The following is a 13847-nucleotide window of genomic DNA, read 5'->3' as shown; positions in this document are numbered from 1 at the left end:
AATCCCCCAAAATCACTAAATAAATTACTATTTCCTTTCTGTTGCTTCCTCCATCCGGATTTTTAAGGGGAGCCAAACCGCAGCAGCTTATAGCTTATAGCTTATAACTTCTACCTTCACTCCCCTACAGGAAGACAAAAATAAAAAATCGCTCCTCGATTGGGTACTGATTGCACCCAAATGCGACCGCCGTGGCGATCGACAATTTTTTTACAAATCGCCAAACCAATACCCGTTCCCGAATAGTTTTTTTGAGTATGCAAGCGCTGAAAAATCTGAAAAATACTCTCCTGATACTGTTCTGCAATACCAATACCGTTGTCCTCTACAGAAAACAGCCAGTTATCCCCCTGTCGGGAAACACTTACGTGAACCATCGGTCGATCGCCCCCGCGGTACTTAATAGCATTGCCAATTAAATTCTGAAATAGTTGCACTAATTGAGAACTATCAGCCATCACCAACGGCAAATCAGCCCTACTAACAATAGCTTGATTCTTACGAATAGCCCACTGCAAATTAGCACAAGCATCCTCAACAACTAAATTGCAATCAGTCAACACAAAAGGTTTCTGACTTCTGCCAACTCGTGAATATTCCAGTAAATCATCAATCAAGTTTTGCATCCTTGTACAAGAACTAATTATATTACTAATAAATTTATAAGTTTGAGAATCAAATTGGTCTTGACAGCGCCTTTCTAATAATTTAGCGTAACCCGAAATCGTTCCCAAAGGTGCTTGCAAATCATGGGAAGCAATATAAGCAAACTGTTGTAATTCTGCATTAGAGCGACTTAATTCTTGAGCATAGCGAGTCAGAGTTATTTCTGCCTGTTTACGTTCGCTAATATCGCGCGTGAGTACCACAAAAGCAGCAATATCAGCATCCTCAAGCCAGTTAGTAGCCACTCCTTCTAGCCATACCCAATTACCATTTTTGTGCCGCAACCGATATTCCATAAGTTTAGAAATACCCGGATTTGCTCGCATCCAAGCAATTGCCTCTTTTTGGGAAGCCAAATCATCGGGGTGTAACACTTGCAAAGGCATTTTACCCATAAATTCTGCTGGAGAATAGCCCAAAACTCTTTCTACGGCTGAACTTTGATAGATGACATGACAATTTGCATCCGCCAGGGTAATCATATCTGAGGAGACTTGAGCCAGGGCCAGAAAGCGAGCTTCGCTGGCGCGAAGGGCTGCTTCCGATCGTTTTCGTCCGCTAATATCCCGAAAAGTGACAGCCAAACCGTCATTTAATTTCACAGCCACAATGTGCAGCCAAGCACTGAATTTGCGATCGTGTTCGTAATAGAATTCTCGCTCTACAGTTTCTCCTGTTTCTACCACAGAAACATACACATCAAATAGACCATTTTTGCAGACTAGAGGAATTTGTTCTAACAAATACTTCCCTATTAAATTTGGGGACACCATACTCAGCATTTTTTCCGCAGCCCGGTTCAACAAAATCCATTTGAAATCAACAATATTTCCCTGACTGTTGCGAACAGCAGAAAAAGCTACCACACCGTCTAGGGAACTATTCAAGACGCTTGCTAGCAATAATTGCGACTGTTGCAGTTGGACATTTTGCTTTTTTAATTGCTGTTGCAGTTTGTGTAAATCAATTTGCTTTTCGATTCTTGCTAAAATTTCTTCCCCTTGAAAAGGTTTAGTAATGTAGTCTAATCCGCCCACTCGAAAAGCTTCTATTTTATCGTTAATATCATCTAAAACGGTTAAAAAAATTATAGGAATCTGCGCTGTTTCGGGTATGTTTTTTAGCCTCTGACATACTTCATATCCGTCCATTTCTGGCATTCGGATATCCAACAAAATCAAATCAGGAGCATAAGCGATTGCAGCATTCAAAGCTAGTTGTCCAGAAATTGCTCTGTAAACTTGATAGCCATGAGAGCTTAGTAAATTAGATAAAAAACGCAGATTAATCGGTTGATCGTCAACCATCAATATTTTAATTCCGCTATTATCCATTTATTCTAAAATTAATTTAGTTAAATTCACTATTTTGTCAAGTCGGTAATCCTCAAGTAAATCCTTTAAAGCATTCGCTAAAGTTGGATGACTTTCGGAAATGCGATCGACAACCTGAATCACCAACTCTTCATTAACATCATTAGCAGCCTCGTCCAGTTCCTCTAACCAACTTTTTGGCATCTCTGCCAACAGTGGTAAAAAAAATGAATCAGGTTTTTCGCCGTTCAAATAACGCCTCCCTCCTACCCCAAAAGGTATAGACAACTCTTGATAAATATAGCGCACTCCCAAATAGTGAGCAATCTTATCAAAAATGATTTGTTCTTGAAAAGGTTTACGCACAAAATCGTCGCAGCCTGCTGCGATAATTTCGCCTCTTCTTTCTTCAAAAATGCTAGCAGTCAGAGCAATAACTACAGTATGCGATCGAGTATTTTTCTCCCTAGCTCTAATTTCTGCCACAGTTTCAAAACCATTCATTACTGGCATTCGCGTATCCAGCCAGATTAAATTCGGCTGCCAACTTTCCCAGATTTCAATTGCTTGTCTACCATTTTCAGCTTCTCTGACTTCAAAGCCAATGGGTTCGAGCATTTTAATTAGCAGCAGCCGATTTTCAGTATTATCATCCACTGCTAAAATTCGATAAATTCGCTGCTCTGGTTCTAGCCCCAGCACCCGTTGCAATCTCGTGATATTTACTTCCGAGGGAGCCACCGCACAGAGTTTAATATTAAATTTAAAAGTAGTTCCCTCACCTAAAATACTACTTACTTCAATATTACCTCCCATAATTTCCACGTATTTTTGGGTAATATTTAACCCCAAACCCGTGCCGTCAGCAGCTTTTTTGCCAGCTTCTGTTTGCACAAAAGCATTAAATAAAGTATCCATTTCTTCGGCTGCTATGCCAACTCCAGTGTCTTGAACCTCAAAAAATATTACACATCGCTCGTTGGAAATCGAGTTAGAATCAGTTTCTGTTTTTAGTGACTGGAATGTAACATTTTCCAGACCGACTATTAGCAAAATCTCACCACCGTTTTCAGTAAATTTGATGGAATTTCCCAGCAGATTAATTAAGCAGACACGCAGTTTTTTTTCATCGGTTTTAATATATTGGGGAACCTGGGATTCCACGGAAAATTTGAGGTGCAAATTCTTAGTTTCAGCTTTGATTTGAAACATCTCTTCCAAAGTATCCAAGACTTGATACAAATCAAAACTACTCTCATCTAAAGCAACTATTCCAGCTTCAATTTTTGACAAGTCTAAAACATCATTAATTAATTCCAGCAAATGTTGACCGCTACGGTTAATTATTCTGAGATTTTCTATATTTTCATGACTCAGTAAACAATCACGACTCATTACTTGAGTAAAACCCAGAATCGCATTCAGGGGAGTCCTTAATTCGTGGCTCATATTGGCAACAAATTGACTTTTTGCTTGAGAAGCCGCGGCTGCTTTTTCTTCAGCTTTTTTGCGTTCAACTATTTCTTTTTGCAGTTGATTATTGCGATCGATTAGTTCTTTTTGTAGTCTTTTTATTGTCAGTTGGTGTTCAACTCTTGCTAAAACTTCTTCTACCTGAAATGGTTTGGTGATATAATCCACCCCACCAATTTGAAATGCTTTTACTTTATCTAAAACTTCATCTAAAGCGCTAATAAAAATAACCGGAATTTCTGATGTTTCCCCATCGGCTTTGAGTTTGGCACAGACCTCGTAGCCGTTCATCTCCGGCATTTTGATATCGAGTAAAATTAGATCCGGAGAACCAGATTTTGCCGCTCTAATTGCCATTTTACCATTGATTACACCCCGAACTTTATATCCGCGATCTAACAGTGTGGCTGATAAAACTTGCAAATTTTCTGGAGTGTCGTCAACAATTAATATGTTGCCTCTATTTTCTTTGGTAATATTTTTAGTCATCGATTGTTGATTTTTGTTATGTAATTGCTGATTTAAAAAAAGTTTTCAATTTGATATTCTAGCACAAGCTGTAATTATTCTGGCATATTTCTAATTTTAATAATTTCTCAATTCTTCAATTAAATCAATAATCCGATCGCACCGGAAGTTATTAGCCAATTCTGCGATCGCGCTGCCGAAATTAGCATGAATAGGAGGAATCGCCAAAATTAACCGGAAAATCAAATCATTGTCCACTTCTTCCGCCGCCTCATACAATTCATCAATCCATTCACCAGGCATCACTTCAAAGGACGAAGCACTCAGCGTAAAAAGTAAATCCGCTGTTCCCATCTTTTCATTTTCACCCATTTCGCCACTAAACAAACCCCCAGCAGACTGGCTACCGTGAGAATTACCCGCAAGTTCGCGATCGTAAACATAGCGGACTCCCAGATATTTTGCCATCTTTTCCAGAATCACCTGTTCTCGAAAAGGCTTCGCGACAAAATCATCGCAACCCACAGACAAAATCACCGATCGCTCCTCATCAAAAGCACTAGCCGTCAAAGCAATAATTACAGTGGCTTGACCCTTCAAATGCGCTTTGATCCGTTTCGTAGCTTCATAACCATCCATCACCGGCATCCGCATATCCATCCAAATCAGATGAGGTTCCCAACTCGACCAAACATCGATCGCCTCAACCCCATTTTCCGCTTCCCGGACAACAAAACCCAAAGATGAAAGCATTCTCACTAGCAATAAGCGACTTTCCAGGCGATCGTCAACAGCCAAAATTCGGTATTCCGGCTGTCCGGGCTCGATACCGACGACACGACGAGCTGTTTGGGTCATCTGAATTTCCACTGTATTAGGGAGAGAAACTTTAATATCAAACTTAAAAATGCTGCCCTCACCCACAGTGCTCACCACACTCATTTCCCCTCCCATTAAATTCACAAACTGTTTGCTGATTGGCAAGCCCAAACCAGTTCCTTCTTGAGCTTTTCTCCCGCTTTCTGTTTGTGCAAAAGGTTTAAATAGACTGTCCATCTCTTCAGGAGAAATTCCAGGACCAGTGTCCTCTACTTCAAATAACAAACAGCAATTCTGAATCTCTGGTGAATTAGTAAGTGTATTCCCGCTGTTTAACACTTCATGTTTAACCCTTAAATTCACCCCACCCTCCGAGGTGAACTTGAGTGCATTACCAATAATATTAATCAAAACTTGGCGCAATTTACTTTCGTCTGTTTCTATATACTTAGGCAAAGTTGGCGCGCCATCAAAAATCAACTGCAATCCTTTTTTTTGTGCTTGAATTTTCAGCATTTCTTCTGTATTATTCAGCATTTTTTGCAGATCGAAAGTGCTGTTGTTAAGTGTCACCAGCCCCACTTCAATTTTTGACATTTGCAAAATATTATTAATTAAAATCAGCAAATGTTCCGCACTGCGGATGATAATACCTAAGTATTGCTTTTGCTCTTCACCCAAGCCTGTGTCGCGAGATAGCAGTTGACTGAAACCCAGAATCGCGTTGAGAGGAGTACGCAATTCATGACTCATATTCGAGAGAAACTCACTTTTGGCTTTGTTGGCTCTGTCCGCTTCTTCTTTTGCTTGTCGCAAAGTGATTTCTGCTTGTTTTCTTTCCGTAATATCGCTGGCAGTACCTGTCGCACCGATCGCATTTCCTTCAGAGTTTAAATGGGCGATCGCCTTGGTATTTATATCAATTATTCTCCCATCTTTTCCTAATACAATACTTTCATACTGAAATACTGAATTACCTGTCAATAAATACTGCTGAAGTTGCAAATCAGGAGCTGTTGATTCCGGTGCAAAGAAATCGCTAAAAGAACAGCCAATCATTTCTTCAGGTTCATAACCATAAATCTGTTTTACCGCTTGGTTGACAAAAGTAATGTGTCCTGTCGCATCGCAAGACCAAATGATATCTTGCGAAGTTTCGACTAAGTGCCGATATTTTTCTTCACTTTCAACCAGGGCTATTTCTGCCAACTTACGCAGAGTAATATCCATCAAGGTTGTGAATATTTTTGTCACTTGTCCTTGGTGGTTTACCACTGGTTCTCCTCTAGCTTCGATGTAGCGAATAAAGCTTCCTTGATTTGTTTGCGAAGGTATATTACGATCGGTAATTATTGATTCCGGCTGCAAAATTCGATATTCCAACGTGTATGGTTCCCCGGTAGTCATCGCAGCATTTATCCCACTTTGCCACTTTTCTAGATCGTCGGGATGAACGTATTGAGCAAACTCAGCTAGTGTGGGTGCTGCCTGGCTTGAATCCAGACCAAAAATCCGGGATAATTCTTCTGACCAAATAGTTGTGTTTGTGGACAAATCCCATTCCCAATTGCCGACGTGGGCGAGTCTTTGGGCTGCGGCGAGAGAAGTAGCTAAAGCGCGGAGTTTTTCTTCTGCTAATTTGCGATCGCTAATATCCTGACTGACAGAAATCACGCAGGTTTCGTTGTTGATTTCAATGATTTCTGCTGACAATAAAGCCGTTCTTATTTCACCTTTTTTAGTTATAAAATTAAACTCATAGTTACGCACTATTTCTTTTTCTTGTAACATCAAAAATATTTTTTTTCGGGCTTCTTGGCTGACCCAAATATTCAAATCAATTGCAGTTCGACCAATAATTTCGGCGGCCGAATAACCTATAGTTTGGCAAAAAGCATCATTGATTTCCAGGTGGCTGCCATCTTTAAGTCTGGTAATGGTAATTGGATTAGGAGAAGAACGAAAAGCTTTAGCAAATTTTTCTTCCGAAAAACGCAATTGTGTAGTCCGTTCTTCTACTAAACTTTCTAATTCTAGATTTAATTTTTGTAATTTAGTGTTTTGTTCCGCTAATTGTTTTTCCATAAAATAGCTATTAATCGCTTCTTTTACGGTCAATTTCAAGTCTTCTGACTGCCAAGGTTTCGCTATGTAGCGGTACAATTTGGCGTGTTTAATAGTATTCGCTACGGCTTCGAGGTCTGCTTGTCCTGTCAGCATAATTTTGATAGTTTTCGGTGAAATGCGGTGAATCTGTTTTAGTAACTCGTCCCCTTTGATATTAGGCATCAAATAGTCGGAAATCACCGCCACAATTTCACTTCCCTCTGCGAGCAGTTCCTCCGCCAACTCCAAAGCATCTTCACCACCTTCAGCAGTTTCTAATAAATGTTCTTCTCCGAGGGCTTTTTTTAACTCAATTTTTAAACTTTCAAGGATTATAGGTTCGTCATCGACACAAATAATCACAGGTTTGTTGTTCATGCTTTTGCTAAACCAGATTTTATTATTTCTACTAATTCTTTGCCATCCCAGGGTTTATACAAACATTGGTGCAAATTTGCTTGTTTTTTTACCCTTTCTATGGCTAATGCGTCCGCTTGACCGGTCAATATTACCTTCACAATCTTCGGATATTTTTTGTGGACATCTATCAGAAATTCATCTCCTTTAATACCGGGCATTAACCAGTCTGATACGATTACCAAAATATGACTGGCTTCGGCTTCTTCTTCAATTTCCTGAATGATTTCCATAGCTTCCTCTGCATTTTCTGCTATTTCATAAAGGTAAGTATCTCCAAATTCTTTTTTTAATTGGATTTTTAAACTGTTTAAAACAACCATTTCATCGTCAACACACAAAATTACTGGTTTTCTCATAAACTTTTATCCCTGTGATTTTATGAAAATTGTGGATTTGCCCATAAAATTTTTGCTCCTTAATTACCGTCGGTGGTTGGCACTGGTAAGGATACACTAAATGTCGTTTTACCCGGTACACTTTCTACTTGCAGTTTACCTTCATGTTTGTCAATAATTTTCATCACTATATCCAATCCCAAGCCACTACCTTCTCCAGGAGGTTTAGTGGTGAAGAAAGGCTCGAAAATTCTGGGCATGATTTCTGGGGGAATGCCTTTACCACTGTCGGTAATGCTAACTGAGACTGCATTTTTTCGGTACTTGACATCAATTTTTAACACTCCTTTATTATCCATCGCTTGTAAAGCATTGTGAACTAAATTAGTCCACACTTGATTTAGTTCATCAGGATAGCATAACACAGAAGGTAAATTAGTATCATAGTTTCTAATTACTTCTACCCCGTGTTTGATTTGATAATGGTAAAGGGTCAATACAGTTTCTATACCGTCGGTGATCTTAGCGATGACCTTGGTCCCCGATTGGTCATAGCGAGCGTAGCTTTTTAAAGCAAAGACTATTTTTGCCGCCCTATCTATCGCTGTCGCGATATTTTTAGTGCTTTTTTGTACTGTAGCAAATTGATAAGCTGTTTGTAAAATTTGGTGTTTATCAGGAGCTTTAAATAAATCTAAAAAAGGTGCTATGTCACTGCCAATACCGATATCCAATAAAGTACAAGCAAGGCTGTCAGCGCTTTCAATTCCTTCGGTTTCTAACTGGCGTTGTACTGCTTTTTTTAATTGACGTTTTTCTTTGCTAGATAATGTATCTTGTTCTTGACTGGATCTGTTGAGGAGAGCAAAGAAATCCTCCAGGCGTTCTAGGGAAAGTTGCTGGAAAAATTTTGGTAACTGAGCCAGATTTTCTGCCCAGAATTCGCCGATATTCTGCACAGACGATCGAATCGCACCCAAAGGAGAATTGATTTCGTGAGCAACTCCGGCTATTAGCTGTCCCAAAGCAGCCATTTTTTCTGATTGAACCAGTTCTTTTTGGGTGCGCTTGAGTTCTTGAAGAGTGTTAGCGAGTTCTTCATTTCTTTTTGATAAAACTGACTCCGCTAGTTTGCGATCGCTAATATTGCGGGCTACCCAAATAACCGCATCTTTGGAAAACATAGAAATACAGGCCGTAAACCACAGTTCGCGATCGCCAACTGTGAAGCTGTAGTCAAAATTAAGTGTTTGCTCCGTCTCTAAAACTTGTTGAATTAACATCCACCAATCATCGGGGTTTTCGTCGTCAAAAAAATGTTCTATGGTGAGGCTGACTATATCGCTATCTCCTTCGGAAAACCCCGCCGTATTTGTTGGCAAAACTTCTATATTCCCTTGGCTATCGAGGACGAGTACGATGTCTGTCATCGCTTCAAACACCGCGCGGACTTTATTTTCCGAAAAGTGCAATTTTGCTTCCAGCAATTGGCGATCGTTAATTTCTTGCTGCAATTTTTCGTTGCTAAATGCTAGCTCAGCGGTGCGTTCCCGGACTCGTTGTTCGAGTTCGGCATTGAGACGTCGCACTTCGGATTCTGCCGTGGCACGCTCTTGTATTTCTGCTTTCAATTGATTGTTGGCACTGATTAATTCTAAAGTTCGCTGCTTAATTTGTGCTTCCAAATTTTCATTTAACAGCCGTAACTCTTCTGCTATTTCTCGGCTTGGGCTCGTTTCTTTTTGCAATTGTTCGTTCACTGCGATCGACTCCTGGTTTTTTTCGGCAACTATGGGCTGCAAAACCTCAACCTTCCCTTGCTTTTCTGCATCGTTTTTTCTAAACATACCCAGCAATTGTGGCTGTTGAGCGATTAAAATATAACTGTCTGGGGTCTCGATCATCGTGACCGCCCCATTCAAGAGTGTGTCACGAACCCGCGCTTGCTGTGGGGGGTCGATCGCCTCTTTTGGCAATTTATGGGTATCAAAAACTAAGGTTGACATGGGCAAACCTGGGTAGAGATGCAGGCGGAAGCGAAAATTAATACAAACTTATTAGTAGATGTTAGCTTTATAATCTGCTGCATAGCGCTCTTGGTAAGACCAAAACAGTATGGGCTCCCGTGTCTACTAATGTGGTGGCTGTTGTCCTTGAATTAGGAAGCCCACACTAAGAGCCCTACGCGATGAGTGTTGGGTAGTTCACGAGTCTATCTAATCATAACCCTGCCTCTGTATGTCAGCACAGAGGCAGGGTTATGAATTGACTATGGAGAATTATTTATTCCTAGCTTAGCGCACGGTGCTTCGGGATTCAGCTTCAGGCAAGCGCCACCCACCCAGTCGAGTTATTTTAGCGCTGCGCTCGGCCAACATTAGCAGCAAATAAATAGTCATTACATAGCCCGTGGCCAGAATGGGAATAATTAGAGGAATATCACGGTAAATCATAATTAGAGCCACCAGTCGAGGAGGAGAAGGTCAAACAGGGGGAGGACGGGTTCAAAACCTACTACATTAAGCCAGCACACAAAACAACGCCTTGACTCTAAAGGCTGCTTTTTCATATAAAGCGCTAGGGAAAAATAAACCTTTCCCTATCCACTATCATTTACTGCTTTATTGATGCTTTAACAGCCTAAAGCATTCCACTTTAGCTGCCTTGAGCTACCGCACACATACAATGCACTACCATTAACTCGTGTGTTTTTTTGCTCCCATGAGCATAAAATATTTCCCAGAGTTTTTGGTCGCGATCGGGTTAACAAGGCTGGCTCTAACAACCTCTTGCAGATACTCTAAAGCTGCCTGCTGATTTAGCTGGGCTTAATGTATGGAATTGTTTAAATCCTTAATATTTAGTATAGCACAGGTTTTATGGCATTTAAAGATTTTTTCCCAAAGTCCTTAACAATTCGATACAATAGGGTCACGTCTCTGGTAGCCTGCTGCTGCTCGCCCTCAGCCCCATAACTTGTGGCTGATGACAGACGATCGATCGCTATCGATCGCAGAGATTTTTGTTCCAGAACGCAGATAATTACCTTAAAATAAAGATATGATATGTAAAATTTTGTTACTTTACGGCTTGAGTCGGCGTATCCATGATCTCTAGCACTCTCCTATTTTCCTCGGTTGAAGAAGACCTGCGACTGTTGACAGAAAACTTGAAACAGTTAGTGGGTGCCCGTCATCCCATTTTGTACGCGGCTGCGGAATACTTATTCGGCACAAAGGGAAAACGGGTGAGACCCGCAATAGTCTTGTTGGTCGCCAAGGCGACGATGCCCGATCGGGAAATCACGGAAAAACACCGTCGCCTCGCCGAAATCACCGAAATGATCCACACGGCAAGTCTAGTCCACGACGACGTGGTGGACGAGTCGGATCTGAGGCGGGGAGTGCCGACGGTGCACAGTCGGTTTAACAATCGAGTGGCAGTATTGGCGGGAGATTTTCTGTTTGCTCAATCCTCCTGGCATTTGGCAAATCTCGACAACCTGACAGTAGTCAAACTGCTTTCAGAAGTGATTATGGATTTAGCAGAGGGAGAAATTCAACAGGGACTAAATGGGTTTGATACCAGTTTGTCGATCGAAGCGTACCTAGAAAAAAGTTATTACAAAACAGCCTCTTTAATTGCCAACAGTTCCAAAGCAGCGGGCTGTTTGAGCGAGGTTTCAGCGGAAGTAGCAGACGATTTGTACAACTACGGTCGCAACATTGGTTTGGCATTCCAAATAGTAGATGATATATTAGATTTCACCGCTTCAACAGAAACTTTGGGGAAACCCGCCGGTTCCGATTTGATCAGCGGTAATCTGACAGCACCAGCACTATTTGCCCTGGAAGAAAAGCCTTACTTGGAAGTTCTCATAGAACGAGAGTTTGCCCAAGAAGGAGATTTAGAGCAGGCCCTAGCACTGGTGGCAGATTCTCAAGGTATAGCAAGATCGCGAGAATTAGCCACAAATCACGCACAGAAAGCGGTCCAATACTTGGCATCCATGCCCCATTCAGAGTCCCGCCAAGCTTTGATTGATTTGGCGGAGTACGTTTTGAGCCGACTTTATTAGAAGGAAGAAGTCACCCCCCACCCCCCCCTGCCCCTCCCAAGGGGGGATGGGGGATGGGGGATGGGGGAAATTCACCAAGAAGGAAGAGGGGAGAGTGGGGGAGCAATGCCCAATTCCCAATTCCCAATTCCCGACGCCCAATTCCCAATTCCCAACTAAGCGATATCGGGGGGGAGATTGCTAGAATTTGACAGTAAAGTCGATCGATACTGTTGCAAGTAAACATTAATTAAGTTCTGCACTTGCTCGCGACTGACTTGGGTGCCGACTTCCAGATTGCCCGGAGTTTCAAAAAAAACAATACTGTCAAGACCTTCGAGAGCTAGCATCTGAAATAAAATGTGAGTAACAGGTATTGATACAGGCAAGACACGATCGCCCGCAGCAGCCGGAGCCTGGGAAGCATCTTTCAAATTACTCCAAGCATAAATCACCCGCTTCTCTTGCCCAGGTTGCTTGAGATTGCTCAAAACCGAGAGCGCCCAACTTCGATCGAAGTTTTGCAAAATAAAGTATTCCAGATGCTCGAGCTGTTGGGCAAGTAATCGTAGCGCCGGGGAAATCGCCTCTAGAATTTGTGGTGTCGAACCGTCAGGGGGAGCTTTGTCGATCAGTGCTCGAATCTGTAGATCTAAATCCATCGGTCGCTATAATTTGAGATTGGATATTCAGAATTTCAGGTTAGCAGGTGCGCGTCCAAGTATTGTAAAACTTCATTAAGATGGTAAGCATCAATAAACAATAGTAGTATCATATAGTCAGGAGAGTTAAATGAAATTGTTTCGCTCGTTACGAAGGTCGAGTCTGGATGCAACTAACAGAAAGGCACATCATTAAATCGACGTCACACCGTTTCGCACTGATTGATGAATTAGCTTTTAAATCCAAAAATCTCTACAATGCCGCTAACTACGTGATTCGTCAGAGTTTTATCTATGGATGGGGCTATATCAACTACAACGAAATGAACCGTTTGATGAAGTATCATCAAGCCTACAAGGCTTTACCTGCTAAGGTTAGCCAACAAATCTTGATGATATTGGATAAGAATTGGAAATCATTCTTTGAAGCAGTCAAAGCTTACAAAGCCGATTCCTCTAAATTCACCGGCCGCCCAAAACTGCCGAAGTACAAAGATAAAGCTAAAGGGCGAAACATTCTTGTCTACACGATTCAAGCGATTAGCACTACACAGTTGAGAAAAGGAATTATCAAGCTTTCGGGTACGGAGCTTTTAATCAAAACTCAAATCAATCCCGAGGGAATTTGTCAAGTTAGACTGGTTCCCAAATGCGATTCCTATGTAATTGAGGTGATTTATGATGAACCGGAGTCCACCGTTAGTAACGGCAACTCTGTAGCTAGTATTGATTTAGGATTGGATAACTTAGTGGCGTTAACTTCAAATCAGCCGGGTTTTATCCCTCTGTTGATTAACGGGCGACCATTGAAATCAATCAACCAGTTCTACAACAAACGTAAAGCACAGTTACAATCTCAGTTGAAAGGAAGCCGCAAGATTTCACCCCGCATTCAACGCTTAACTCGCTGTCGCCACCAAAAAGTCGATAATTACTTGCATCATACAAGTCGCCTAATTGTTGACCATTTGGTAGCCAAACAAATTGGGACGCTAGTAATTGGTAAGAATGCACAGTGGAAAACCGAGATTGATTTAGGAAAGCAAACTAATCAAAACTTTGTCAGTATTCCTCACCCTCGATTAATTGAGATGTTGGAATACAAGACTCGGTTGGTTGGGATTAAGGTAATCGTGCAAGAAGAATCTTACACTTCGCGCGCAAATTTTCTGAATCTCGACCCAATCCCTGTTTACGGAAAAACCGATAAAGACCCTGTGTTCCAGGGTAAGCGAATCAAGAGAGGTTTGTACAAAACATCAGACGGTCAATTGATTAATTCTGATGTTAATGCTGCGTATAACATCCTTAGAAAAGCAATCCCAAATGCTTTCAGCAATGGGATAGAGAGCTGCGTAGTTCAGCCGAGGCGGGTTAATCCGCTCAAAGTGAAAGTGAAGGGGGAGGGACTTGACGCCTCCCATGTCATGTGCAATAAATGACTATACTTTTGCCAGCTATTGTAAAACTATGGGATAGCTGGGACAACCTGCAAGCATCTCACAAATCTAAAATCTTCCATCTAAAG

9 protein-coding genes are annotated in these 13847 nt (G+C 41.4%); 2 read left to right on the top strand and 7 right to left on the bottom strand.

Annotated elements, in window-relative coordinates:
- Positions 1–116 precede the first annotated feature (116 nt).
- The 6 genes from P2A85_RS12975 to P2A85_RS12950 form a co-directional block, all read right to left on the bottom strand.
- On the bottom strand, positions 117–2000 hold the full coding sequence (locus P2A85_RS12975) for an ATP-binding protein (RefSeq protein WP_377480617.1): 1884 nt from the start codon (positions 1998–2000) through the stop codon (positions 117–119).
- Positions 2001–3941 (bottom strand): response regulator, encoded by a 1941-nt coding sequence (locus P2A85_RS12970; RefSeq protein ID WP_377480613.1) that lies wholly within the window; start codon positions 3939–3941, stop codon positions 2001–2003.
- Between the two features lie 96 nt (positions 3942–4037).
- On the bottom strand, positions 4038–7223 hold the full coding sequence (locus P2A85_RS12965; RefSeq protein WP_377480610.1) for a PAS domain S-box protein: 3186 nt from the start codon (positions 7221–7223) through the stop codon (positions 4038–4040).
- The gene (locus P2A85_RS12960; protein ID WP_340519998.1) at positions 7220–7621 is read right to left on the bottom strand and encodes a response regulator; all 402 of its coding nucleotides are present in this window, start codon (positions 7619–7621) and stop codon (positions 7220–7222) included. Before P2A85_RS12960 ends, P2A85_RS12965 begins: the two co-directional genes overlap by 4 nt.
- Positions 7622–7680: 59 nt before the next feature.
- On the bottom strand, positions 7681–9606 hold the full coding sequence (locus P2A85_RS12955; RefSeq protein ID WP_377480606.1) for an ATP-binding protein: 1926 nt from the start codon (positions 9604–9606) through the stop codon (positions 7681–7683).
- A 288-nt stretch (positions 9607–9894) separates the two neighbouring features.
- The gene (locus tag P2A85_RS12950; RefSeq protein WP_340520002.1) at positions 9895–10053 is read right to left on the bottom strand and encodes a hypothetical protein; all 159 of its coding nucleotides are present in this window, start codon (positions 10051–10053) and stop codon (positions 9895–9897) included.
- Between the two features lie 653 nt (positions 10054–10706).
- Here P2A85_RS12950 and sds point away from each other — a divergent pair.
- Positions 10707–11678, top strand: a complete 972-nt coding sequence (gene sds, locus P2A85_RS12945) for a solanesyl diphosphate synthase (RefSeq protein WP_377480602.1) — start codon at positions 10707–10709, stop codon at positions 11676–11678.
- Between the two features lie 155 nt (positions 11679–11833).
- Here the strand turns inward: sds and P2A85_RS12940 are convergent, their stop codons facing one another.
- Complete coding sequence (locus P2A85_RS12940) at positions 11834–12319, bottom strand: hypothetical protein (protein ID WP_377480600.1); 486 nt, start codon at positions 12317–12319, stop codon at positions 11834–11836.
- 167 nt (positions 12320–12486) lie between these two features.
- Here P2A85_RS12940 and P2A85_RS12935 point away from each other — a divergent pair, with 167 nt between their 5' ends.
- Entirely contained in the window at positions 12487–13761 is a 1275-nt protein-coding gene (locus P2A85_RS12935; protein WP_377480597.1) for an RNA-guided endonuclease InsQ/TnpB family protein, read from the top strand.
- Positions 13762–13847: the final 86 nt, after the last annotated feature.

The organism is Microcoleus anatoxicus (genome assembly GCF_042465725.1).
Lineage (GTDB): Bacteria > Cyanobacteriota > Cyanobacteriia > Cyanobacteriales > Microcoleaceae > Microcoleus > Microcoleus anatoxicus.
The sequence above is the reverse complement of the archived record's forward strand: the minus strand, read 5'-3'. Positions and strand labels throughout refer to the sequence as shown.

Bases quoted from the DNA above. Each gene is read 5' to 3' on its own strand.
- P2A85_RS12975 (WP_377480617.1), bottom strand. From the start codon at position 2,000: ATGGATAATAGCGGAATTAAAATATTGATGGTTGACGATCAACCGATT.
- P2A85_RS12970 (WP_377480613.1), bottom strand. From the start codon at position 3,941: ATGACTAAAAATATTACCAAAGAAAATAGAGGCAACATATTAATTGTT.
- P2A85_RS12965 (WP_377480610.1), bottom strand. From the start codon at position 7,223: ATGAACAACAAACCTGTGATTATTTGTGTCGATGACGAACCTATAATC.
- P2A85_RS12960 (WP_340519998.1), bottom strand. From the start codon at position 7,621: ATGAGAAAACCAGTAATTTTGTGTGTTGACGATGAAATGGTTGTTTTA.
- P2A85_RS12955 (WP_377480606.1), bottom strand. From the start codon at position 9,606: ATGTCAACCTTAGTTTTTGATACCCATAAATTGCCAAAAGAGGCGATC.
- P2A85_RS12950 (WP_340520002.1), bottom strand. From the start codon at position 10,053: ATGATTTACCGTGATATTCCTCTAATTATTCCCATTCTGGCCACGGGC.
- sds (WP_377480602.1), top strand. From the start codon at position 10,707: ATGATCTCTAGCACTCTCCTATTTTCCTCGGTTGAAGAAGACCTGCGA.
- P2A85_RS12940 (WP_377480600.1), bottom strand. From the start codon at position 12,319: ATGGATTTAGATCTACAGATTCGAGCACTGATCGACAAAGCTCCCCCT.
- P2A85_RS12935 (WP_377480597.1), top strand. From the start codon at position 12,487: ATGCAACTAACAGAAAGGCACATCATTAAATCGACGTCACACCGTTTC.